Raw genomic sequence first — 24,041 nt, forward strand, 5'->3', positions numbered from 1 at the left:
AACAAGGAGCACACCATGCTGAAAATCATCTCCACGCTCGCCTTTGTGGCGTTCGCACTGCCGGCCCTCGCTCAGCAGGTCAATGGCACCGTCAAGAAGGTTGACGAGGCTGCAGGCAAGCTGACCATCGATCATGGGGCGATCAAGAACCTCGACATGGACGCCATGTCGATGGTCTTCAAAGCCGGCGATCCTGCCATGCTGAAAGGACTGAAAGCCGGCGACAAGATCAAGTTCGACGCCGACCGCGTCAACGGTCAGATCACCGTCACGAAGCTGCAGAAGACGAAGTAGTCGTCGATGGCGCATGGCTCCAGGGCAGCGTCCTGGAGCCATGCGGCAGGGAACCTTTCTTAGCCGCATCTGACAACGAGTTGATAATGGTCTTGCGGCCTTGGGCCATACACGGCGCTAGCTTCTGGGTTGCAGAATCTGCCGGTAGCCTTGGCGCAGCAATATACTGGGGTGCCGGGACCGTCGCCTTCATTGGGCTCGTAATTATGGTCTTGCGTGTGTCGCGCACGAGGTAGCGCGATCCTTTTGGGCGCAAAAGCGCGGTTCAAATCATGAGAACAATAACATATTTGTCACTTACTATGGCAGCGGTCACATCGATCGCAGCCCGAGCCGACGATGGCGATCTGCAGCGCGCTCTGATTGAGGCGTCTTGCGTCAATGCCAAGATCACTTCGCTTGCGCCTGTGGGCAAGACGCAGGTGTACGAAGCGAATTGCTTTGACAGCTCCCATAAGCGGATCCGTATCGTCTGTTTGACAGGACGTTGTGTCGCCGACAATCCGTATGCCGGTCGCGACGATTCCGATAATGAGCGCTGACCCTGTTCCTGACAGCCGCCGTTGTCGTGGCCTAGGGCATGCCGACTGGCTGACGCTGAGTTTCTGCTTCGCCACTCTCCGCGCGGGAGAGCTGACTTGCTTAACATTTTGCCGCGGCATGTTCCAACTTTTCCAGAGGGACGCAAGCGTGGCGACAACGTCATCACATGCCCCATTGGGCGGCCTGCTTTGGCATCACGTCATGTCGTCTGCACACCCTTGCGCTGCACATGATGTGTCCACAACCGGATGGTCTGTAATGAGGCCGTAGCCGACAAATTGACAGCGCCAGCGAGAGGGTTTTGCATGATCAGGAACAATCCAGCATCGTTGCGAATATTCGCACTCGCGGCTGTTTTATCTGTAGGAATGCTGTTCATCGACCAAGCGGAAGCACAATCGGTCAAGATTGTTGGCATCGGGGCCTCCAGTTGCGGGTTTTTTTTGAGGGTGACAAGCGGCAACCCGGAAGTCGAAAAGAACTTTTTCGCCTGGGCGCAAGGATACATGAGTGGCTTGCTGCTGCGAGCGCCTGCGGGCAAGGATGAGGATCTCGACCTGGCGCCGGACGCCTATCCGCTGCTAAAGCAGGCCGAGTTTTTGCGGAATTTTTGCACGCGCAACTCCGGCGCCGACTTCAGCGACGGAGTGAACGACCTTTACCGCACGCTTCGAGCTCCATCAAGCTGAATAATTCATTGCATCCCGAAGATAATGCGACCGGTGCCGGCATAGGCGGCCCCGCTAACAGATCGAGTTCAGCAGACGTGACCGCGACGTTCCAGTTTATCCATGATCTTGGTCATCGGATCATGGGTCTCGATTATCCGCATGGCCACTGGATAATAAGCGCTGCAATGATCATCGTTTTCGTCGTAGCTCCGGCATGGACGATAGGACTTTTGGCAAGAGCGCTGTTTCGCGGGGCATCCGTAGCTCGAAGGCGCCGAGCCCGGGTCGCAGCCGTGATTGGCAGGCCGATCACCCCGTCGAATGACGTACGCGTTGGATCGCAGCCAAGTTTGGAGACAGCCCGTTCATCCATCACGAGCAGCGCGGCCATGCCTGTCGCCCATGACCCATGGAAATTGGCCCTCTTTGTCGCGAGGGCGACGTCTCGTTACCAAGTCATGCTGGTTCTTTTGTCCCTGCTGACGCTGCCCGCAGCCTGGTTCCTCCTCGATATCCCCAAGCACATCATCAATCACGCACTCGCAAGCCCCGAGGCGCACGATGGAATGACGTTCCTTGGCTTCCATCTGCCCCGCTTGGAATTATTGATAGCGCTCTGCATGAGTTACCTCGCAATTTTGACAGCGAGCGGCCTCGTAAAATTTGCGGCGACCCGCATCAGAGGACGCGCGAGCGAGCGGCTTGTACGGCGATTGCGCCTGAAGATTGTACGCAGATCGAGGAAGAGCCTGGCGGGTGAAGCAAGAGCCTCGCTTGCGGCCGTCGCCGTCCAGGAGGTCGAGCCCATTGGCTACTTCGGGGCCAGCTTATTCGTCGTTCCACTCATTTACGGCGGGACGCTTCTCACCAGCCTCGTTTTTTTGTTCGTTCAGAACCCCGCGCTCGCGTTGTCGGCCTTAATCATGTTGCCCGTTCAACTGACTTTGCTGCCTCGCCTTCAGAATGCATTGAACGCAAAAGTACGCAAAAGGGTCTATGCGACGCGAGAGCTGACTCAGCTCCTCACCTCCGGTGACGCGGATGCGAAATCTGCATCTAGAAAGAGTTCCATTTGTCCATCGCTTCAACAACAAACCCGCCAGATTGCTGCGCTGGAGCGTGTACGAATTGAGATTAGCGATTTGAAGGGTCGACTGCGAGGTCTTTATAATTATACGTCGAACCTGACCCCATTTTTTTTCTTCGCAATTGGTGGGTATCTCGTAGTGCGAGAGCGGCTTTCGCTAGGAGCCCTGGTCGCGGCAATAGCCGCCTACAGGGAAATCGCGCCTGCGATGAGAGAATTGTTCGACTTCGTGCAGAACTGGTCGGACGCGGAAGCTCGATTTGAAGAGGTCACACGCGTCCTGGAAAATATCGAAACTAAAATTTACGTGTAAAGGCCGGCGCCAACCGACGTGGAATTGGTCTTTCTATTCTGATTTTCGCTCAAGGATCTATCCGGACGAAGTTGAGGGAGTTCGAAGGTATGGCATCGACAGGGTCGGGACAGGATCGGCTTGGATCGAAATTCGCAGTGACGTTTGCTTCTGAAGCTGACCGCGAGCCGCTCATTGGCAACGGGTCGCGTCCGTTCGACTGCCTTGTGATCGGCGGCGGCCCGGCCGGTCAGACAGCTGCGATTTATCTGGCCAGGTTTCATCTGTCTGTTTTGGTCGTGGACGGCGGAGAAAGCCGTGCGGGTTGGATCCGCGTCAGCCACAACCATGCCGGTTTCCCGGACGGCATAGGGGGATTGGAGCTTTTGGCGCGCATGAAGGCTCAGGCCACGCGATATGGCTCCCGTCATATAGCCGCCGAAGTGACCTCGTTGACGAGAGACGGCGATCTGTTCGTGGCGGTAGCCGGGGACTTGATCCTGCGCGCCCGCACGGTTCTGCTGGCGACCGGCGTTGTGAACCGCCGTCCCGCCATGCCAGATGATATGCACGCCCAGGCACTGTCGCGCGGCTTGCTACGCTATTGTCCGATCTGCGATGGGTTCGAGGTGACGGATCGCCGCGTCGGCGTCATCGGCACCGCTGCGAACGGGCTCAATGAGGCCGAGTTCCTGCGCAGCTTCACGGCGGATGTAACACTGATTTCGCCTTACGGCTTGCACGATCTCGATGCATCTCAGCGACGACGCATCCACAATGCTGGCATCAAGCTGCCTGCGGGGCCCTGTGTTGCCTTTGATCTCCGGGAGAGGACGATCGCGGTGGCCTTGCCCAACAAAAATATGGAATTCGACGCTGTCTACCCGGCCTTGGGTAGCGAGGTCCGATGCAATCTTGCGGTTGGACTGGGGTCGATAGTTTCCAGTCGAGGATGCGTAACCGTCGATGCCAAGCAAAGGACCAATGTGCCAGGCCTGTATGCCGCAGGCGACATGGTCGAGGGGCTCGACCAGATCAGCTACGCCATGGGGCAGGCTGCCGTGGCCGCCACAGCTATTCGCAACGATCTAAACAACCGCCAACCTCTGCATCGATAGCTTTGGTCGGCACCGGCTTCGAGGTATTCGGACGGATCGACGGCGCCTCGGTCCACGTAAGCATCTTTAGGATGGCAACGTTAAGAAATCTATTAACGTGACCCTCCGCCAGCAGGAGGCCTTGCGGCATGCGGCAGCGATCTGATGTACTCGAGAAATTCGACCCGCAGCCGTTAAGTTTGTACTGGCCGTTCAGTTGCGATAACGACTGATTGACGCAATCTTGATGCCGCCGGCCTTTTGCCGGCGACACTGACATGGCATTCTGCACTCATGAAGCTCCGGCTAGTCACGCATGCACTGATCCTGGCCCTGTTCCTGACGGCCGGCGTTCTTGCGGCCTATGTCAGCCCGGCGACCGCCGGCATGGCGCGTGACTCCGCTGGCGTCGAGCAGAGAATGGAAGCGGGCATGCCGTGCTGCCCGTCGGATCAGGATGGTCCAAAAGATTGCACGACAAACTGCCCGGCGCTGACCTTCTGCCTCGCCAAGTGTTTCGCGGGCGGAACGACCAAATCTGTCGCAATTGCTGGCCCGGTCATGGCTGTCGTCGCTCCTCTCGGCGACGACGCCAAGCGCACGTCGCAGAGCTTCGCGCCGCCCGCGAGACCCCCCCGAAGCTGAGACATCGCCGGCGCGCCAGCGCCTGCTCCGCCCGCACGGCGCTGTCCGGGCGGTCGGTGAGCTGTGGCCCCGCGCCACGCAACGAGCCGTGCTCAAGCGCGGCAGCCTTATCCATTCGGGATATCCGTCATGTTTTCCATCAAGTCCTTGCGCGCGCTCGCCGCCGCGCTTCCGCTCGTCCTCTCCACGTTTCCGGCCTTCGCCGACATCAAGGACTACGAATTCCAGCTCATCCAAAAGGAGTTGAAGCAGGGCAATGGCGTCATCGTCACCGTCCGGCTCATCGACAAGCGCACCGGCAAGCCGGTGCCCGACGCGGTGATCTTCGCCAGCCGCATCGACATGGAGCCGGACGGCATGGCGACGATGACCTCGAAGCTTGAGCCTATACCGTCGCCCGAGCCTGGCAGCTACAGCTTCAGGACCAACCTGATCATGGAGGGCGGCTGGCGGCTTTCGCTGGGAGCCAAGGTGCAGGGCGAGGACGGCACGATCGAGAGCCGTCTGGTCCTGAAGGCCACCCCATGACGCGAGTCCTGCTGTCGACTCTCGCTCTCGCCGCTGTCATCGCGGCGGGCGCGGGAGGCTATGCCGCCGGCACGCGCGGCCTCGTCCTGCCCGGCCTCGATCGGCTCCACCATGTCCTCATGGCCAGATCGTCGGTCGCGCCCAAGGCGGAGCCGGCTGCAGCGACGGGTCCGATCGCCTATTATCGTCATCCGGATGGAATGCCGGTCTATGCGCCGGAACCGCGCAAGACCGAAGACGGTCGCGACTTCCTGCCCGTGCGCGCTAGCGAGGACATCACCTTCGACCCGCCTGCGGCCAGACCGGCGCAGGCCGCCGACGCGCCAGCCACCGGCGCCGAAGCGGAGCGAAAACTGCTCTACTACCGCAACCCGATGGGCCTGCCCGACACCTCGCCGGTTCCCAAGAAGGACTGGATGGGGATGGATTATTTGCCGGTCTATGCCGGCGAGAACGCCGACGACAAGGTGATCAAGCTCTCGCCCGGCCGCGTCCAGCGCAGCGGCGTGCGTTCGGAGCCCGTCGTGCGGCAAGCGATCAGCCGGCCGATCCGGGTGCCCGGTACGGTGCAGCTCGACGAGCGCCGCGTCTCCGTGGTCGCGACGCGCTCGGACGCTTTCATCCAGGAGGTTGCGCCGATCACGACTGGCGACCGCGTCGCCAAGGGCGACCGGCTGGTCCGGATCTATTCGCCCGAGATCACGGCGGCGAGCGCGCAGTTCGTCACCGAGCTGAACGCGGTCGCGCGGGGAGCTCCGGAGGGAGGCGCGCGCCAGCGCCTTGAGAATCTCGGCGTGCAGCCCGAGATCGTCGCCGAGATCGAGCGCACCCGAAAAGTGCCGCTGACGATCGTCTGGGCGGCTCCACGCGATGGCATCGTGCTGGAACGCAACGTCGTCGATGGCATGAGGATGGCGTCGGGCGACAGCCTGTTCCGGCTCGCCGACATCTCGACCATTTGGGTCCTGGCCGATGTTCCGGAGGGCGATCTCGCCGCGATCCGCATCGGCGCGCCGGCCACGATCCGCCTTCGCGGCCGACCGGGAACGGTCTTCGAGGGCAAGGTCGGGCTGATCTATCCGCAGGTGGCGGAGGCGACGCGCAGCACCAAGGTCCGCATCGAGATCGACAACCGTGCCGGCATGCTGCTGCCCAACATGTATGCCGATGTCGAGATCGGCTCCGGCGAGGCCGCGCCCGCGCTGACTGTTCCCGAAAGCGCCGTGATCGACACCGGCACGCGCCGCGTCGTCATCCTCGATCGTGGCGAGGGCCGTTTCGAGCCGCGCGAGGTCCAGCTTGGCCAGCGCGGCGAGGGCATGGTCGCGATCAGCGAGGGTGTCTCAGAGGGCGACCGCGTCGTCGTCTCGGCGAATTTCCTGATCGACGCCGAGAGCAACCTCAAGGCGGCGCTGAGCGGCCTCGCGACGCCGGCCGAAACCAAGTCTACTGAGAGCAAGCCTGCGGAGGCAAAACCATGATCGCCCGCCTGATTGCCTGGTCGGCCCGCAATCTCGTCCTCGTCTTCGTCGGGACGGCTTTCGCCGTCGCGGCCGGGGTCTACGCGGTGCGAACGCTGCCGCTCGACGCTATCCCCGATCTCTCCGACGTGCAGGTCATCGTCTACACGGAGTATCCCGGCCAGGCGCCGCAGGTGATCGAGGACCAGGTCACCTATCCGCTGACGACCTCGATGCTGACGGTGCCGAAGGCGCGCGTCGTGCGCGGCTTCTCCTTCTTCGGCGTCTCCTTCGTCTATGTGATCTTCGAGGACGGCACCGACCCATACTGGGCTCGTTCTCGCGTGCTGGAATACCTCAATTCAGCCGCGCGCCGGCTCCCCACCGGCGTCTCGCCGACATTGGGGCCGGACGCCACCGGCGTCGGCTGGGTCTACCAATACGCCGTCATGGCCAAGGAGATGACGCTAGCCGAGTTGCGCTCGGTCCAGGACTGGTCGGTGCGTTTCGCCGCCTCGCGCGCCGAGGGTGTGGCCGAGGTCGCCAGCGTCGGCGGCTTCGTCAAGCAGTACGCCATCGTCGTCGATCCAGTGCGGCTCCGTGCGCAAGGCGTATCGCTGGCGACCCTGCGCGAGGCCGTGCGCAACAGCAACATGGATGTCGGCGGACGCACCGTCGAACTCGCCGAATTCGAGTTCGTGGTGCGCGGGCGCGGCTATCTGAAGTCGGTCGCCGATATCGAAAACATCGTGCTCCGGACCGAGCGCGGCGCGCCCTTGCGGCTCGCCGACGTCGCCCGCGTCGAGCTCGGGCCCGACGAGCGGCGCGGCATCACCGAACTCAATGGCGAGGGCGAGGTCGCCAGCGGCATCGTGCTGCAGCGCTTCGGGGCTAATGCGCTCGGCGTTATCGAGCGCGCCAAGGCGAGGCTCGCCGAGATTGCCGCGACCTTGCCGGGCGGAGCCGAGATCGTGCCGGTCTACGACCGGTCGCAGCTGATCGAGCGGGCGATCCAGACCTTGAAGGTGACGCTGATCGAGGAGAGCGTCATCGTCGCGCTGGTCTGCATCGTCTTCCTTTTGCATCTGCGCAGCGCGCTGGTGGCGATCCTGATGCTCCCCGTGGGCATCCTGATCGCCTTCGCCGCGATGAAGGCACTGGGGCTCGGCTCAAACATCATGAGCCTGGGCGGCATCGCGATCGCGGTCGGCGCCATGATCGACGCCGCCATCGTGATGATCGAGAACGCTCACAAGCATCTCGAGCGCGCCCCGCCGGGCAAGCCGCGCATCGAGATCATCATCGAGGCGGCGAGCGAGGTCGGGCCGGCGCTGTTCTTCAGCCTGCTCGTGATCACCGTCTCCTTCCTGCCGATCTTCACGCTGGAGGGCGAGGAGGGCCGGCTGTTCGGCCCGCTCGCCTACACCAAGACCTTCGCCATGGCGGCTGCAGCCTTCCTCTCCGTGACGCTGGTGCCGGCGCTGATGGTCGTGTTCGTCCGCGGCCGGATTATCCCGGAAAGCAAGAACCCCATCAACCGGGCGCTGATCTCGCTTTACCGTCCGCTAATCAAGGGTGTGCTTCGGGCGAAGACACTGACGATCCTGCTGGCGCTCACCCTGCTCGGCGTCAGCGTCTGGCCGGCGCGGCAACTCGGCTCGGAGTTCATGCCGACGCTGAACGAGGGCACGCTGATGTACATGCCCACGACACTGCCTGGCATCTCCGTCACCAAGGCGGCCGAACTGCTCCAGACGCAGAACCAGATCATCCGCTCCTTCCCGGAAGTCGCGTCCGTCTATGGCAAGGCAGGCCGGGCCCAGACCGCGACAGATCCTGCCCCGACCGAGATGTTCGAGACCATCATCAACCTGAAGCCGCAGGACCAATGGCGGGCCGGCGTCACCTCCGACACGCTCAAGGCCGAGATGGACAAGGCGCTGCAGTTCCCCGGCGTCTCTAACGCCTGGACGCAGCCCATCCGCGCCCGCATCGACATGTTGGCGACCGGCATACGCACCCCGATCGGCGTCAAGATCTTCGGCACTGATCTTACGCAAATGGAAGCGATCTCGCGGCAGGTAGAGACCACGCTGAAGACCGTGCCTGGCACGAGCAGCGCCTATGCCGAGCGCGTCATCGGCGGGTACTTCCTCGACATCGTGCCCGACCGGATTGCGCTCGGGCGCTATGGGCTTTCCGTCGGCGACGTCCAGGGCGCGGTCACGATGGCGTTGGGCGGCGAAACGGTGACGACCACAGTCGAGGGCCGCGAGCGCTACGGCGTCACGATCCGCTATCCGCGCGATCTGCGCTCCGACCCGCAGGCAATCGCCCGCGAGGTCCAGGTCTCGATGCCGTCGGGCGGTTCGGTGCCGCTCGGCGAGGTCGCTAAAATCGAGCGTAAGCGCGGCGCGACCTCGATCCGGACCGAGAATGGCGAACTCGCAGTCTATATCTTCGTGGACACCACGGGACGCGACCTCGGCGGCTATGTCCGCGAGGCGCAGAACGCGATCGCGCAAAGCGTACAGCTGCCGGCGGGCTACCGCATCGCCTGGAGTGGCCAGTTCGAATATCTCGAACGGGCCGAGGCTCGCCTCAAGCTGGTCGTGCCGGTAACGCTCGCGATCATCTTCTTGCTGCTTTACCTGAATTTCCGCCGACTGACCGAGACCTTCATCGTCATGCTGTCGCTGCCATTCGCGCTGGTCGGCGGCGTATGGCTGCTCTGGTGGGAGGGTTTCAACATGTCGGTGGCTGTCGCGGTTGGCTTTATCGCGCTCGCCGGCGTCGCGGCCGAGACCGGAGTGATCATGCTGATCTATCTCGACCATGCCTTGAAGGAGGTGCAGGCGCGCTGTGCGGCGGAAGGGAGGGCGTTCACCCGCTCCGACTTGCAAGAAGCGATCATGCTCGGTGCTGTTGAACGTGTGCGGCCCAAGATCATGACCGTGATCGCAATCATGGCAGGCCTCCTGCCGATCCTCTGGAACACCGGCACGGGCTCGGAGGTGATGCAGCGCATCGCCACCCCGATGATCGGCGGCATGGTCTCCTCGACTGTGCTGACGCTTCTGGTGATCCCGGCGATCTACGGGCTGGTCAAGGGTTGGGGGTTGTCCAACGCAGTGAAGTAGCTGAACTGGCTCCCGACGCAATTTTGCGATCACGGATGGATGCCCATGGCGACGATATGGCTAGAGAAAGCGAAAATATGGGCGCGCAGACTCAAGCGCGACGTCATCGCGCTTTGGATTGCCGCGCGTGACGTGCGGACCCCCATACTCGCCAAGATCGTGGCCGCCAGCATCGCGGCTTACGCGCTGTCGCCGCTCGATCTCATTCCAGACTTCATACCGGTTCTAGGCTTCCTCGACGATCTGCTGATTGTCCCGCTCGGCATCCTGCTGGCAATCAGGCTGATTCCTGGCCCTTTGATGTTTGAATTTCGAGCCACGGCATCGCAGCGTGATCAGCGTCCGGTCAGCCGCGCTGGGTTCGTGTTCGTCGTGGCTATGTGGCTGGCCTTCGCGGCCCTCGCCGTTTGGTGGCTCGTTTGAGCTACCTCTCGTGGCATGCGCTTCTTCCCCTGCGGAGCTCGCCTTACGTCGGCAGCGGGGACCGGAAGGCCTTGCGGTTGGGGTTAGGCTTGGACCCTCCCCGCTATTGCTCATGGGGCGGCTGATCGTCTCCGGGGAGCGCCATATCGGCTAGGATCGGGCATTCTGGGCGGTCGTCGCCGTGGCAGGTCCGAGCGAGATGCCGGAGTGTGAGCGACATGGCTTGAAGTTCTTCGATCTTATTTTCGAGATCGCGCACGTGCTTCATCGCGAAGCGCTTTACGTCGGCGCTCGCCCGGCTCTTGTCGCGCCAGAGCGCCAGAAGTTGGCGGGCCTCCTCGATAGAGAATCCGAGCGTGCGAGCTCGCTTGATGAAGCGAAGCTCGTGGATCTCTTCGGTCGCGTAGATCCGGTACCCGGCCTCCGTCCGGATTGGCGGCTCGATGAGGCCGATGCTCTCGTAGTAGCGGATCATCTTCGCCGTCACGCCGGATGCCGTCGCCGCCTGTCCGATGTTCATGTCGATGTCTCCTATGACTGTGGCGAGTTCATTCCGCAGCGGCTAGCTCTGTCGGCCTCGTCGGGCTCGGTTCCACCCGCTTCGACCCGCCGAAGCGCTTGAGCCGCAGGGCGTTGGTTAGGACGCTGACGCTCGAAAGGGCCATGGCTAGGCCGGCGAACATGGGCGACATCAGGATACCGAAGGCTGGGTAGAGCGCGCCGGCCGCGACGGGGATGAGCACGACGTTGTATCCAAAGGCCCAGACGAGGTTCTGGCGGATGTTGGCGATCGTCGCCTGCGACAGGGCGATGGCCTTCGCGACTCCCTCCAGATCGCCGGACATCAGGACGACGTCGGCGCTCTCGATCGCGATGTCTGTCCCAGTACCAATCGCGATGCCGACATCCGCCTGCGCCAGCGCCGGCGCGTCGTTGATCCCGTCCCCCACGAAGGCGACGCGGCCGCCTCCGGCCTGTAGCGACTTGACCACTTCGGCCTTGTCGGTAGGTAGAACTTCGGCGATGACCTCGTCGATTCCGAGCCGGCGCGCGATGGCCTGCGCCGTGCGTGCGTTGTCGCCGGTGACCATAACGATGCGCAGGCCCAGCTGGTGCAGCGCGGCGATTGCAGCGGGCGTCGTCTCCTTAACGGGGTCTGCAACCGCGATGATGGCCGCGAGTCTTCCGTTGATCGCGGCGTAAAGAGGCGTCTTGCCTGCATTGCCGAGTTGCGCTGCTTGCGCGGCGAACGCCGATAAATCGAGGCCCAGACGCCGCATCAACCGGTCGGCGCCGACCTCGATGCGGTGCCCCTCGACATATGCCGCGACCCCGAAGCCGGGCTCGCTGGAGAAGTCCGCCGGCTCGGCCAGCCCCAGCCCGCGCTGCCGCGCACCGGCGACGATCGCATCGGCCACAGGATGCTCGGAGAGGGATTCCACCGAGGCGACGAGGCGCAGCACCTCGTCTTCCTTGAACCCTTCCGTGACGGCGATGTCGGTCAATTCTGGCCGACCCTTGGTCAGCGTGCCTGTCTTATCGAGGGCGATGACCGTCGAATCCTTGAGGCTCTGCAGCGCCACGCCCTGCCGGAACAGGATGCCGAGTTCGGCGCCCTTGCCGGTGCCGACCATGATCGAGGTTGGCGTCGCCAGCCCCATCGCGCAGGGGCAGGCGATGATCAGCACGGCGACGGCGTTAACAAGCGCATATGACAGCGCGGGGCTTGGACCGAACGATAACCAGGCCGTGAAGGTCAGAAGAGCGAGTCCGATCACGGCTGGGACGAACCACATCGTCACCTTGTCGACGAGCGCCTGGATCGGCAGTTTTGAGCCCTGCGCAGCCTCGACCGTGCGTACGATCTGCGCCAGCAGCGTATCGGCCCCAACTCTCTCGGCGGTGAAGCGGAAGGCGCCCGCGCCGTTTATTGTCCCGCCCGTGACTGCAGACCCGGGTTGCTTGCGGGCCGGGATCGGCTCGCCGGTGATCATGGCCTCGTCGACATAGGATGATCCCGATACGACATCGCCATCGACGGGGATGCGTTCGCCTGGACGCACGATCACGACGTCTCCCGCGACCACGGTCTCGATGGCGACATCGATCTCGTTGCCGTCTCGCAGCACGCGGGCCGACTTGGCTTGGAGCGACAGTAGGCGGCGGATGGCCTCGCTCGTCGAGCCCTTGGCGCGCGCTTCGAGCCAACGCCCCATCAGGATCAGCGTGACGATCACGGCGCCGGCCTCGAAATAGGTGTAATCGGTTCCATCCGGCAGCAGACCGGGCATGAACGTCGCGACGCTGGAGTAGACGAAGGCTGCGGTCGTGCCGAGCGCGACGAGCGAGTTCATGTCTGGCGCGCCGCGCATCAGCGCGGGCCACCCCTTCCGAATGAAGCGCTGGCCAGGCACCGCGATCACGAAGCCAGCGAGCAGGAACGAAAGCACCTTGATGTTGAACTCGCCGACCAAGCCGGCAAGAAAATGATGCAGCGTCTCGGACATGTGCATGCCCATCTCGAAGACGAGCAGCGGCAGGGTCGCGATGGCCGCGATCGTGACGTCACGGCGCAGTTCCGACAGCTCTGCGTCGCGCGCCCGACGCTCGCGGTCGGAGGTGTCAACCGCGTCTCCGGCCTGTTCGGCGTCGTAGCCGGCGGCGGCAACCGCCTTGACGAGCTGTGATGTCATTTCCGAGCCGCCCAGCACGCGCACAGAGGCCCGCCCAGTCGCCAGATTGACCGTGGCTTCGAGGGCGCCCGGTACCGCCGCAAGCGCGCGCTCGACACGTCCGACGCAAGAGGCGCAGGTCATGCCCGAAATACTCAGAACGACGATGGTCTCCCTCGGTTCGTAGCCTGCCTTGCGGATGGCCAAATCGATAGCCGCGGTATCGACTTTTCCAGAGCTGACGGCGACGTGGGCCCGCTGAGTCGCCAAGTTCACCGAAACGCTGTCAACGCCCTCCACGGCAAGGACCGCCCGCTCGACGCGGCCCACGCATGAAGCGCAGGTCATGCCTTCGACAGGAACATCGAAATATGTGGGGGGCAGGGCTGCACTTCTGGCCACCGTTGCAGTCGACATAACGTATCTCCGAGCTGTGATGGCAGGCGGTATGCAGCTTCCTATCATGGTAAGGTCAAGCGCTATCGACGACATCGGCTCAAGATTTTTGGGGCTCCGGAAAGAGGTCAAGATGCCACTTGACCTTACCACTGTGGAAAGCTGCAACCTCCCTTTGACCCGCACACCAACAGGAAGCTTCAGCCATGTGCTCTTGCCAGAAACCTTCGAACGCAACTTCAGAGACCGTGCCAACCCCGTCGCAGTCTGGATTACATTTTCGGGTCGACGACATGACCTGCGGGCACTGCGCCGACACGATCAAGAAGGCGATCGAGACGACCGTGCCCGGCACCACAGTCAACGCGGATCCCGCCTCTAAGCTTGTGAGCGTGACAGGCCCCGCAGACTTCGCTGCGCTCAGAGCGATCGTGACCGCGGCAGGCTATACGCCCAGCGCGTCTCCCGTCGCTGCCTGACCGAGCGCCAAGGGCAAAGCGGCAGGGAAGATCAATATTCTGGCCATGCTCGTGCTAACGGGCGTGGCCAGTAACCCGACGGAGGAACTGGCCACGCGGAGCGGGATGCGCCACGGCAGGTCTACAGGCGAATTGTCCGCAGCCTGATCGCGTTGGCGATGACGCTGACGGACGAGAGTGCCATGGCCGCTGCGGCGATGATCGGCGAGAGCAGGACGCCGAAGATCGGATAGAGAACGCCAGCGGCGATCGGGATACCCGCGGCGTTGTAGACGAAGGCGAAGAACAGGTTCTGGCGGATATTGCTCATCGTCGCCTGCGACAGATGCCTGGCCCGCACGATCCCGTTCAAGTCGCCCTTCAGCAGCGTCAGTCCCGCACTCTCGATGGCCACGTCGGTCCCCGATCCCATGGCGATCCCGATATCGGCTGCCGCCAGCGCAGGCGCGTCGTTGACGCCATCGCCGGCCATCGCGACGACCCGTCCCTCGCGCTTGAACTTTTCCACGACGGCGCTCTTCTGCTCCGGCAAGACATCCGCTTCGATCTCGGTGATGCCGAGCCGCCGCGCCACGGCTTCCGCCGTGGTCCTGTTGTCACCGGTGAGCATGACGACCCGGATGCCTTCTTCCTTTAGTGCCGCCAAGGCCGAGGGGGTCGATTCCTTGACCGGATCGGCGATGGCCATCGTGCCTGCGACTTGTCCGTCGATGCCGATGAAGATGGCGGTCGCACCTTCGCGCCGCAGGTCGTCGGCGGCTGCCGCGAGGGGCGCGACATCGACGCCGTGCTCGGCCATGAACGCCGCGTTGCCGATGACCACTTTGCGGCCGTCGACCGTGCCAAGCGCACCTTTACCAGTCGGAGAATCGAAGTCCGTTACCACCGACGTCTTGATGTTTCGCGTGACGGCAGCCGCCACGATGGCAACCGCCAGAGGATGTTCGCTGGCCTTCTCGACGCTGGCAGCCAGCCTGAGGACCTCGGCCTCTTCAAAGCTCTCGTAAGCTACGATCGCGGTAACCGCCGGTTTGCCCTCGGTGAGCGTGCCCGTCTTGTCGACCACGAGCGTATCGACCTTCTCCATGCGCTCCAGTGCTTCGGCGTTCTTGATCAGGACGCCGACCTCGGCGCCGCGCCCCACGCCGACCATGATCGACATCGGCGTTGCCAGCCCCAGTGCGCAGGGGCAGGCGATGATGAGGACCGAGACGGCCGCCACGAGCCCGAAGGCCAGGCGTGGCTCGGGCCCCCAGATCGCCCAGGCTCCAAAGGCGAGTAATGCCATCGCGATGACGACGGGTACGAAATAGCCCGCGACCTGATCGGCGAGTCGCTGGATTGGTGCGCGGCTCCGCTGCGCCTTGGCGACGAGCTGGACGATTTGCGCGAGCATGCTGTCATGACCGACACGCTTGGCCTCGATGAGCAGACTGCCCGACTGGTTCATTGTGCCGCCGATGACGTGATCGCCGACTGTTTTCGTAGTCGGCATCGACTCGCCGGTGACCATCGATTCATCGATGGAGCTTCGTCCTTCCATGACGTCGCCATCGACCGGAACTTTCTCGCCGGGCCGGACACGCAGGCGGTGCCCGACTGCGACAGCATCGAGCGTGACTTCCTCCTCGCGGCCATCGTCCAAGATGCGGCGAGCTGTCTTAGGCGCTAGATCGAGCAGCGCCCGGATCGCGCCACTGGTGCTTTCGCGTGCACGCAGTTCCAGGACCTGTCCGAGGAGGACGAGGACGGTAATCACGGCAGCGGCCTCGAAATAGACCGCGACCGAGCCGTCCTGGCTGCGGAACGCCTGCGGGAAAATGCCGGGTGCGAGCGTTGCAACCACGCTGTAGATCCAAGCCACGCCCGTGCCCATGGCAATCAACGTGAACATGTTGAGGTTGCGGGTCAGGATCGACTGCCAGCCGCGCTCGAAGAACGGCCACCCGGCCCAGAGTACGACAGGCGTCGCCAGAGCAAACTGGATCCAGTTGGACAGGTTGCGGGGTATCAGGTGATCAAGCCCGGTCATGTGCCCTCCCATCTCGATTGCGAAGACAGGTGCCGCCAGAACCAGCCCGATCCAGAACCGGCGCGTCATATCGATGAGCTCGGCGTTGGGCTTGGCTTCGGCGCTGACGACGACCGGCTCGAGCGCCATGCCGCAGATCGGGCATTGACCGGGGCCCACCTGCCGGATCTGGGGATGCATCGGACAGGTATAGATCTCTCCCTCCGAAGCCGCTGTCGTCTTGGCTGGTGCTGTCGCGAGGTATTTCAGGGGTTCCGCGACGAATTTCGTCCGGCAGCCCGAAGAGCAGAAGTGATATGGCTTGCCCTCGAACTCGGCATGATGAGCCGTCGTCGCGGAATCGACCGTCATGCCGCAGACTGGGTCCTTCTCATCAGGTACCGGCTGCGGGCGTGAGGTGCCGTGGCCTTGGTTTGTCGCCAACGCGCTTGGCGCAGGCCCCGACGAAGATGCGGTGTTCGGCTCCGTGGCAGCAACGTGGTCGGCATTCATGGCGGGCCTCAATTCGGTTGTCCGGTTGGGCGGCCGGAAGTTCGGCCCATTTCGAAGACGGTCTCACGCACCTTGGATCGTCAGGCGGCGCGTGATCGTAAGCGCCGCGCCAGCACCCTATGGATTAGGGATTGAGGATTTCCGGAAGCGCCACGGCATGAGATCTTCGACGCCGCTTTGCGGGTGGCCGTTGATGATGGCGTCGAGGGTTTCAGCGATATAGGCGACGGGATTGACGTCGTTGAGCTTGCATGTGGCGACGAGGGACGATAGCAGCGCCCAGTTTTCCGCCCCGACCTCGTGGCCCGCGAACAGGGCGTTTNGCCAGCACCGGTCGCTGTGGTCTGGCCGGCTGCGCAAACCCAACCCGCTTCGCCGGCCATCTCAACCGTGGCCGCCAAGCCCACCATGCACTAGATTAGAACCGGGCCACCTAACGGGGGCAGGCCAGGGCTGGCGCTCTACGCCTTCGCCTTGCGCGATGTCTGGCGGCGAATCTACGCGATCACCGCGGTGCTCTCGTTCTACCTGCTGATCTTCGTGCTGATCGCCCAGCTCTTCCTCAAGGTCAACGTCCTGCACGATATGGCTCCGACCCAGAGCGAGCCACCTTTCGCCATCGTCCAGGTGCTGGCGCTGATCGTCTTCCTGATCCTGACCCTGCTCGCGGCGCGGCGTTTTGGCGCCGGTGTGTCGCTGCCGCGCGAGGTCTGAGTATCCCGCACCGCCCTTGCGGTCCGGCGATTTCTCGGCAAGCTCAACCGCAACGGGAATCCGGCGGCGGGGAGGGCGCATGGCGCTCGAGGCGGATGTGGTCATCGTCGGCGCGGGCCTTGCCGGCCTCGTCGCTGCCGCGGAGCTGGCCGATGCCGGCCGCAAGGTCGTCATCGTCGAGCAGGAACCGCGGGCTTCGCTCGGCGGGCAGGCGCATTGGTCCTTCGGCGGGCTCTTCCTGATCGATTCGCCCGAGCAGCGGCGCCTGCGGGTCAGGGATTCGCTGGCTCTCGCCCGGCAAGACTGGTTCGGCTCGGCCGGCTTCGATCGCGATGAAGACCGTTGGCCGAGGGCATGGGCTGACGCCTATCTCGATTTCGCCGCGGGCGAGAAGCGCAGCTGGCTGCACCGGCAGGGCATGCGCTGGTTCCCGGTCGTCGGCTGGGCCGAGCGCGGCGGCTATCTCGCCACCGGCCATGGCAATTCGGTGCCGCGCTTCCACGTCACCTGGGGTACGGGCCCGGGCGTGCTCGAACCCTTCCTGCGCCGTGTCGCGGAGGCTGAGGCGAAAGGGCTGATCGAATTGCGCTTCCGCCATCGCGTCACCGCCTTGACGCGCAGCGGCGGCGCTGTCGATGGCGTTGAGGGCGAGGTGCTGGAGGACAGCGCAATCGATCGCGGGCAGGCGAGTTCGCGCGTCGTGGCTGGCGGCTTCGCGATCAAGGCGCAGGCCGTGATCGTCGCCTCCGGCGGCATCGGCGGCAATCACGAACTCGTCCGCCGCAATTGGCCGCAACGCCTTGGCGAGCCGCCGCAGCGGATGCTGTCCGGCGTGCCGGCTCATGTCGACGGCGCCATGCTCGCCGTGGCGGAGGCGGCCGGCGGCCGCCTGATCAATGGCGACCGGATGTGGCACTATGTCGAGGGCATCGGCAACTGGGCTCCGATCTGGCCCGCGCATGCGATCCGCATCCTGCCCGGCCCGTCCTCGCTCTGGTTCGATGCCCGCGGCAATCGCCTGCCGGTGCCTCTGTTCCCCGGCTTCGACACGCTCGGCACGCTGGAACATCTGCGCCGGACCGGCTTCGATCATTCCTGGTTCGTCACCAGCCGCAGCATCGTCGCCAAGGAGTTCGCGCTCTCCGGCTCCGAACAGAACCCGGACCTCACCGGCAAGAGCTGGCGCCAGGTGATCCAGCGCGCTCGCGCCGGCATGCCGGCGCCGGTCCAAGCTTTCCTCGACAAGGGCGAGGATTTCATCGTTGAGACCGATTTTTCCCGCCTGGTCTCCCGGATGAACGCGCTCGGCGGCGCCGGGCTGATCGACGAGGCGCATCTGCGGGAGCAGATCGAGGCGCGCGATCGCGACGCCGACAGCCCCTATGGCAAGGACCTGCAGGTGACGGCGCTGCGCGGCGCGCGCGCCTATCTCGGCGACCGGCTGATCCGCACGGCAAAACCGCATCGCATCCTCGACCCGGCCCACGGCCCACTTATCGCGGTCCGCCTCAACATCCTGACGCGAAAATCGCTGGGCGGGCTGATGACCGATCTCTCGGCGCGCGTGCTGGGGCAGGATGGCGCGCCGGTGCCCGGGCTCTACGCCGTCGGCGAGGCCGCCGGCTTCGGCGGCGGCGGCCTGCACGGCTATCGCGCGCTGGAAGGCACCTTCCTCGGCGGCTGCCTGTTCTCGGGACGGGTCGCGGGCCGGGCGACGGCGATGGCGGTTGGATAGGGGATCGATTGTCGCGCCATCCCCGCACCTCTTCCCCGAAGGCTTGCAAAAGCTTAAACAGCTTGGCCGTCTTGCGGCCTCAACCCCGCCGCGAAGGCGCTGCCAGATGCGCGCGCCGCGCCAACAAGAGCAACAGGACTAACGCCCATGTCTCTCGTCGACTCCGTCCGCCGGACGATCGTGCCGATCCACAAGGAAGGCTATGTCTTCATCGCCATCGGCGTGGTGGCGACGCTGGTGCTCGGCCAGCTCTGGGCGCCCTTCGGCTGGGTCGGCACGCTGATCACGCTGTGGATCTGCTATTTCTTCCGCGATCCCGTCCGCATCGTGCCGCAGCGCGAGGGGCTGGTGATCTCGCCCGCCGACGGCCGCATCAGCCAGATCGCCACCGCCGTGCCGCCGCCGGAGCTGGAGCTGCCGGCCGAGCCGATGACGCGCATCTCCGTGTTCATGAACGTCTTCGACTGCCATGTGAACCGCAGCCCGGTCGCCGGCCGCCTCACCAAGATGGCCTATACGCCCGGCCTCTTCCTCAATGCCGAGCTCGACAAGGCGAGCGAGGACAATGAGCGCAACGCGCTGGCGATCGAGACGCCGGCCGGCACCATCGCGGTCGTTCAGATCGCCGGGCTGATCGCCCGCCGCATCGTGCCCTTCGTCAAGGAGGGCGATCCGCTCGGGCAGGGCGAGCGCTTCGGCCTGATCCGCTTCGGCTCGCGCGTCGATGTCTACCTGCCGCAGGGTGTCGTCCCGCTGGTCGGCGAGGGCCAGACCGCGATCGCCGGCGAGACCGTGCTGGCCGATTTTTCGGGCAACGACATCGGCCGGGCGTTCCGGGGGATCTGAGTTAAAGCCGTCATTCTCGGGCGGAGCGAAGCGCAGGCCCGAGAATCTCTTGCAAGAGATGCTCGGGTCAGGCCCGAGCATGACGCTGAGGCTGGCCCCGCGCTAGCCTCTCACCTTAAAACCGCGTATTCCGGCTGATATGAGCGATCTCTTTCCGCCTTTCGAACCCGAGCGCGTCGAATCGAAGCGCACCCGCTTCAAGGCGATCCCGTTCCGGCTGATCGCGCCCAATGTCGTGACGCTGATCGCCCTCTGCCTCGGCCTGACCGCGATGCGGCTCGCGGTCGACGGCAAGTTCGAATCGGCGACGATCTGTATCCTCGTCGCAGCCTTGCTCGATGGCATCGACGGGCGCCTCGCGCGCCTGCTCAAGGGCACCTCGCGGTTCGGCGCCGAGCTCGATTCGCTTTCGGATTTCGTCTGCTTCGGCGTCGCCACCGGTTTCGTGCTCTGGACCTTCGTCCTGCACGACCTGCGCTCCTTCGGCTGGATCATCGTGCTGACGCTGGCCTGTGCCATGGCGCTCAGGCTGGCGCGCTTCAACGTGATGATCGACGATCCGAACCGTCCGGAATGGCAGAAGAACTTCTTCGTCGGCATGCCGGCTCCGGCCGGCGCGATCACCGCCATGCTGCCGTTCTACCTGGAGTTCGTCGGCATGCCGGTGCGGGAGTATGGCGCTCCCTTCGTCGGCCTCTACATCCTGTTCATCGCTTTCCTGACGATCTCGCGCATCCCCTGCTATGCCGGCAAGACGCTCGGCACCCGCGTTCCGCGCGACCAGGTGCTGCCGATCTTCGTCGCCGTTGTCGTCATCGCCGGCCTGCTCTTTGCTTATCCGTTCGAGATGCTGGCGCTGGTCGTCGCTGCTTATCTCGCGCTGATTCCGGTCAGCGTCGCACGCTACCGCAAGCTGGAGCGCGAGTACGATGCCACGGCAGCACTGCCGACGGTCGCCGAGCCGGCGGGCATAGCCGAAGAGGCTCCGCCGCAGGCGTGATCGGCCTGAGTGTCTTATGCGTTCTTGTGAGGAATTGTGAGGCGCCCTATATTATCGGCATGAAATCCGACAATATGCGTCCCTTGACCATCTCGCTCTCGCCCCAACAGCTCGCGCGCCTGAGCAAGGCGGTCGAGAGCGGCGCCTATGCCTCGAACAGCGAGGTCCTTCGCGATGCGTTGCGACTCTGGGAGCAGCGCGAAGAGTTGCGGGAACTCGAGCTCGCCCGGCTGAAGCAGGCCTACGAGGAGGGTTTGGCGAGCGGCGAACCGATCGAACTGAGTCTCGATGATCTGCTGTCACGCTTCCGCGCCAAGGCGGCTGGCCGATGACGAAAAGGGTTCGCTACACGCCGCGCGCGGAAGCGGACCTTTTTGAAATCTGGGTTGCCGTGGCGAAGGATAGCGAGCGAGCAGCAGATGCGCTGATCACCCGGATCGTCGACAAGATCGAGTTGGCCGCGGAAGTGCCCTATATGGGCGTCGCGCGGCCAACGCTCGGATCGCGAGCCCGCATTCTGATAGAAGGCCGCTACGTCGTCATTTACCAGCCCGGGCCGCCGGCACTATCGGTGGTTGCCGTGGTGCACGGCAGAAGCGACCCGGAAACCTGGCTGAGCTGAGCCGGGGCCTGCGCTATCGAGACCGCTTCGCCAGCCGGCTGGCATTGGCGCGGGTACGCCGCGAGAACGGCTCCAGCGTGCTGTGGACGGCCTTGGCCGTCGCTTCGCCGAGCCCGTTCGGCGTCAGCGGGTTGAACGCCATGCTCCACCAGAACAGTGTCGCGGCGTGGCCGATGGCGAAGCTGCTCTCGGCCATGGCCGCGGCCTTCTCGACCACGGCCTTGCTGGCCTCGCGCTGGCCCCTGGCGTCGCCGAGCGCGCCCTTGGCCAGGATCGGCATCCGCATGGCGATGGTGAGCCCGGCATCGACCTGCATCGCGACCATCTGGGCGAGGACGCTTTGCGCGTCCGCCGCCAGCGCGACGGTCGAGGCAGATCCAGTTCGTGACGCCATGGCGAAAGCTCTCCGGTGACGAGAAGGGGGCCGTGTAGGCCGAGCCTTGCGGGTCGCCGCCACGCCCGCTTGTCTGATGTGGCAAGCTAAACGGATTAGTGCAATCCGGAACCATGCATGGCGGCGCTCAAATTCTACGCATTGCACAGGAGATGCAGCCACCCCATGCGCGAGCGGCGGGACAACCGGGTGGCCGGCTCCCGAGGAGAGGGCTTGGGATATTCCGCAACTGGCTCTAAAGCCTTGCGGGAAATCGTCCCGGACGCGCAGCGAGCCGACACTTGAATCTCTTCAGCTCCCAGAAGCCGCCGGGCTGGCGGCCCAAGCTGGTCCTGGCCTCGGCCTCGCCGCGGCGCCTGGCCTTGCTCGAACAGGCCGGCCTCAAGCCCGACGCGCTGCTGCCCTCCGATCTCGACGAGAGCCCGCTCAAGGGCGAGCGCCCGCGCGATCTCGCCCGCCGGCTCGCTCGTGCCAAGGCCGAAGCCGGGCTCGCCGGGCTGACAGGTCGGCCCGATCTCGAAGGCGCCTATATCCTCGCCGCCGACACCGTGGTCGCGGTCGGCCGCCGCATCCTGCCCAAGGCCGAGATCGTCGACGAGGCCGCTGCCTGCCTGCGCCTGCTCTCCGGCCGGGCGCACCGCGTCTATACCGGCGTCGCGCTGGCGACGCCGTCCGGCACGATCCGCGAGCGCATCGTCGAGACGCGGCTGCGCTTCAAGCGTCTCTCCAGCGAGGACATCGAGAACTACCTCGCCTCGGGCGAGTGGCGCGGCAAGGCGGGGGCCTATGCCATCCAGGGCATTGCCGGCTCCTTCGTGGTCAAGCTCGTCGGTTCCTATACCGGCGTGGTCGGCCTGCCGCTCTACGAGACCGTCAACCTGCTCGGCGGCGAGGGCTTCCCGATCCGCCTCGGCTGGCTGAATGTCGGCTGAGCGAGCGCAAGCCAGACGATCATGATCCTGATCTGGCTCTCGCCGCTGATCCTCTTCCTCGGCTTGATCCTGTCCGGTCGCTCGGCGCTCATCGCCGGGCTGGTCGGCACGCTCTGTGCCGCGCTTGTCGCCTATATCGCTGGCCCCAACCATCCGGACGCCGCTGCGATCATCCGGCATTTCGCTGCCGGCGCCTGGATCGGCCTGCCGGCGACACTGGTCATCATCGCCGGGCTCGCCTTTTCGCTCAGCCTGGAGAAGGCGAGCGATAACGCCGACCCAGCCCAGCCCGAGCACGGCGCGCTCGCCGAGACCTGCCTGCTGCGCGGGCCGTTCCTGGAAACCGCGACCGGCTTCGGCGTCGGCTATGTCGTCGCCGTTTCCGGCGCCCGCCGCCTCGGCGTCGACAAGGCGCCGGCACTGGCGCTCGCCACCTTCAGCCAGATCCTGGTGCCCTGGGGCGCGCTCGGCATCGGCACCAGGATCAGCGCCGATATCGCCGGCGTGTCGCTCGCGGCGCTGATCTGGCGGATCGCGCTGGTGACGGCGCTGCTCGGCGCGGCGCTGCTGCCGCTGTTCTGGCGCCTGTCGCGGCAGGCCGGCCTGTCGCCCGCCCTTGCCGACCGCGCCGAATGGGCTGGGCTCATCCTGCTGCTGATGATCTTGCTGGTTGCGGCCAATCTCACTTTGCCGCTGGAACTCGCCGCGATCGCGGCGCTGGCGCCGGTGATGCTGTTGCGCTTCCTGCGGGTGAAGGGCTGGGCTGGGCTCGACCGGGCACTGCTGGCGCGGCTCATGCCTTATATCGCGCTCGTCGTCGCGCTGGCGCTGATGCGGCTGGTGCCGGCGATCCATGACCGGCTGGAGCATCCGTCCTTCAAGCCTTTCGCCGACGCATCGGCCTTCGCGCCGCTGCTCTCGCCGGCCCTGCCGCTGCTCATCATCGCGCTCGTCGTCGCCATCCACCGAGGCGGGGCGAAGCAGGCCGCGGCCCTGATGAAACTGACCCTGCAGCGCGCCGGGCGCGCAGCCCTCCTGACCTTCCTGCTCGTCGGCATGGCCTGGATCATGGTCGGCTCCGGCCTTGCCGGCGGCATTGGGCTTGCCGTCAGCAACGTGCTCGGCTCCTGGTCGGCGGGGATCGTACCGGTCGCGGGCGCGCTCGGCGGCTATCTCACCGGCTCGAATACGGGCGCCGGCGCCGTCTCGATGCCGCTCGCGACCGCGCTCGTCCCGGCCGGCGAAGCAAGGCTCGCGGTGATCGCCGCCGCGGTCGTCGCCGGCAGCCTGCTCACGGCGGTCAGCCCGGTCCGCGTCACCATGGGCCAGGTCCTGATCAAGGCGACGACAGCCGAGACCGGGCAGGCGATGCGCGCGCTCTGGCCGTGGTTCGTGCTGGTCGTCGGTTTCACGGTCGCCATCGCGCTTATGGCCGCGCAGCTCGCCTGAGCGCTGCCCAGGCGCATGCCGGCTTGCATGCCATGCGCTTGCTCAGGTCGCTGCGAGTGCCGATGGTGGCGCCAACGGCAAGCAAGCGTGCAGGGCAG

General features: G+C 64.7%; 23 protein-coding genes. 18 read left to right on the forward strand and 5 right to left on the reverse strand.

All coding sequences use genetic code 11. The features are described 5' to 3' along the window. Window positions 1-15 precede the first annotated feature (15 nt). The 9 genes from GV161_RS13820 (at window position 16) to GV161_RS13860 (ending at window position 10,180) form a co-directional block, all read left to right on the forward strand. The gene (locus tag GV161_RS13820; RefSeq protein WP_152013999.1) at window positions 16-294 is read left to right on the forward strand and encodes a copper-binding protein; all 279 of its coding nucleotides are present in this window, start codon (window positions 16-18) and stop codon (window positions 292-294) included. An 848-nt stretch (window positions 295-1,142) separates the two neighbouring features. Beyond that, window positions 1,143-1,526 (forward strand): hypothetical protein, encoded by a 384-nt coding sequence (locus tag GV161_RS13825; RefSeq protein ID WP_244624019.1) that lies wholly within the window; start codon window positions 1,143-1,145, stop codon window positions 1,524-1,526. A gap of 77 nt (window positions 1,527-1,603) precedes the next feature. Next, window positions 1,604-2,908, forward strand: a complete 1,305-nt coding sequence (locus GV161_RS13830; protein ID WP_244624018.1) for a multidrug ABC transporter ATPase — start codon at window positions 1,604-1,606, stop codon at window positions 2,906-2,908. Window positions 2,909-2,997: 89 nt separating this feature from the next. Further along, on the forward strand, window positions 2,998-4,005 hold the full coding sequence (locus GV161_RS13835) for an NAD(P)/FAD-dependent oxidoreductase (RefSeq protein ID WP_152013998.1): 1,008 nt from the start codon (window positions 2,998-3,000) through the stop codon (window positions 4,003-4,005). A gap of 273 nt (window positions 4,006-4,278) precedes the next feature. Further along, on the forward strand, window positions 4,279-4,629 hold the full coding sequence (locus tag GV161_RS13840) for a hypothetical protein (protein ID WP_152013997.1): 351 nt from the start codon (window positions 4,279-4,281) through the stop codon (window positions 4,627-4,629). A 129-nt stretch (window positions 4,630-4,758) separates the two neighbouring features. Then, the gene (locus GV161_RS13845; RefSeq protein ID WP_152013996.1) at window positions 4,759-5,157 is read left to right on the forward strand and encodes a FixH family protein; all 399 of its coding nucleotides are present in this window, start codon (window positions 4,759-4,761) and stop codon (window positions 5,155-5,157) included. Beyond that, window positions 5,154-6,638 carry an efflux RND transporter periplasmic adaptor subunit gene (locus GV161_RS13850; protein ID WP_152013995.1) on the forward strand — a complete coding sequence of 495 codons (1,485 nt, stop codon included), beginning with the start codon at window positions 5,154-5,156 and terminating at the stop codon, window positions 6,636-6,638. Before GV161_RS13845 ends, GV161_RS13850 begins: the two co-directional genes overlap by 4 nt. Next, window positions 6,635-9,757, forward strand: coding sequence for a CusA/CzcA family heavy metal efflux RND transporter (locus tag GV161_RS13855; RefSeq protein WP_152013994.1), 3,123 nt, complete (start codon window positions 6,635-6,637; stop codon window positions 9,755-9,757). The genes GV161_RS13850 and GV161_RS13855 overlap by 4 nt, the downstream gene beginning before the upstream one ends. A 45-nt stretch (window positions 9,758-9,802) precedes the next feature. Next, window positions 9,803-10,180, forward strand: coding sequence for a YkvA family protein (locus GV161_RS13860; protein ID WP_152013993.1), 378 nt, complete (start codon window positions 9,803-9,805; stop codon window positions 10,178-10,180). 103 nt (window positions 10,181-10,283) lie between these two features. On the opposite strand, the gene cueR is transcribed toward GV161_RS13860, so the two are convergent. Beyond that, window positions 10,284-10,700: a Cu(I)-responsive transcriptional regulator gene (cueR, locus tag GV161_RS13865; RefSeq protein ID WP_152013992.1), complete on the reverse strand. Its 417-nt coding sequence runs from the start codon at window positions 10,698-10,700 to the stop codon at window positions 10,284-10,286. Window positions 10,701-10,728: 28 nt separating this feature from the next. Beyond that, complete coding sequence (locus GV161_RS13870; protein WP_152013991.1) at window positions 10,729-13,269, reverse strand: heavy metal translocating P-type ATPase; 2,541 nt, start codon at window positions 13,267-13,269, stop codon at window positions 10,729-10,731. A gap of 185 nt (window positions 13,270-13,454) precedes the next feature. On the opposite strand from GV161_RS13870, the gene GV161_RS13875 reads away from it, so the two are divergent. Next, on the forward strand, window positions 13,455-13,727 hold the full coding sequence (locus tag GV161_RS13875; RefSeq protein WP_152013990.1) for a heavy-metal-associated domain-containing protein: 273 nt from the start codon (window positions 13,455-13,457) through the stop codon (window positions 13,725-13,727). Window positions 13,728-13,848: 121 nt separating this feature from the next. Here the strand turns inward: GV161_RS13875 and GV161_RS13880 are convergent, their stop codons facing one another. Both GV161_RS13880 and GV161_RS13885 read right to left on the reverse strand, forming a co-directional pair. Beyond that, on the reverse strand, window positions 13,849-16,251 hold the full coding sequence (locus tag GV161_RS13880; RefSeq protein WP_152013989.1) for a heavy metal translocating P-type ATPase: 2,403 nt from the start codon (window positions 16,249-16,251) through the stop codon (window positions 13,849-13,851). A 117-nt stretch (window positions 16,252-16,368) separates the two neighbouring features. Then, window positions 16,369-16,573, reverse strand: a 205-nt coding sequence (locus GV161_RS13885) for a transposase domain-containing protein (protein WP_210337917.1), incomplete at its 5' end; no start/stop codon positions are given. Window positions 16,574-16,725: 152 nt separating this feature from the next. Between GV161_RS13885 and GV161_RS13890 the strand changes: the two genes are divergently transcribed. The 6 genes from GV161_RS13890 (at window position 16,726) to GV161_RS13915 (ending at window position 21,168) form a co-directional block, all read left to right on the forward strand. Continuing rightward, window positions 16,726-16,965: a hypothetical protein gene (locus GV161_RS13890; RefSeq protein ID WP_152012615.1), complete on the forward strand. Its 240-nt coding sequence runs from the start codon at window positions 16,726-16,728 to the stop codon at window positions 16,963-16,965. Window positions 16,966-17,044: 79 nt separating this feature from the next. Next, on the forward strand, window positions 17,045-18,700 hold the full coding sequence (locus GV161_RS13895; protein ID WP_152012614.1) for an FAD-binding dehydrogenase: 1,656 nt from the start codon (window positions 17,045-17,047) through the stop codon (window positions 18,698-18,700). A gap of 99 nt (window positions 18,701-18,799) precedes the next feature. Then, entirely contained in the window at window positions 18,800-19,546 is a 747-nt protein-coding gene (locus GV161_RS13900) for a phosphatidylserine decarboxylase (protein ID WP_280179019.1), read from the forward strand. Between the two features lie 139 nt (window positions 19,547-19,685). Continuing rightward, window positions 19,686-20,546, forward strand: a complete 861-nt coding sequence (locus tag GV161_RS13905) for a phosphatidylcholine/phosphatidylserine synthase (protein WP_152012612.1) — start codon at window positions 19,686-19,688, stop codon at window positions 20,544-20,546. A 74-nt stretch (window positions 20,547-20,620) separates the two neighbouring features. Continuing rightward, a complete protein-coding gene (locus tag GV161_RS13910; RefSeq protein ID WP_193219489.1) occupies window positions 20,621-20,878 on the forward strand; it encodes a type II toxin-antitoxin system ParD family antitoxin in 258 nt (85 codons plus the stop codon). Further along, complete coding sequence (locus GV161_RS13915) at window positions 20,875-21,168, forward strand: type II toxin-antitoxin system RelE/ParE family toxin (protein ID WP_152012611.1); 294 nt, start codon at window positions 20,875-20,877, stop codon at window positions 21,166-21,168. The genes GV161_RS13910 and GV161_RS13915 overlap by 4 nt, the downstream gene beginning before the upstream one ends. Window positions 21,169-21,181: 13 nt before the next feature. On the opposite strand, the gene GV161_RS13920 is transcribed toward GV161_RS13915, so the two are convergent. Further along, window positions 21,182-21,562 (reverse strand): hypothetical protein, encoded by a 381-nt coding sequence (locus GV161_RS13920; RefSeq protein WP_126112816.1) that lies wholly within the window; start codon window positions 21,560-21,562, stop codon window positions 21,182-21,184. Window positions 21,563-21,843: 281 nt separating this feature from the next. On the opposite strand from GV161_RS13920, the gene GV161_RS13925 reads away from it, so the two are divergent. Beyond that, entirely contained in the window at window positions 21,844-22,494 is a 651-nt protein-coding gene (locus GV161_RS13925) for a Maf-like protein (protein WP_152012610.1), read from the forward strand. 21 nt (window positions 22,495-22,515) lie between these two features. Next, window positions 22,516-23,943, forward strand: a complete 1,428-nt coding sequence (locus GV161_RS13930) for an L-lactate permease (protein WP_152012609.1) — start codon at window positions 22,516-22,518, stop codon at window positions 23,941-23,943. The last annotated feature ends 98 nt before the right edge of the window (window positions 23,944-24,041 follow it).

The organism is Bosea sp. 29B (genome assembly GCF_902506165.1).
Taxonomy (GTDB): domain Bacteria; phylum Pseudomonadota; class Alphaproteobacteria; order Rhizobiales; family Beijerinckiaceae; genus Allobosea.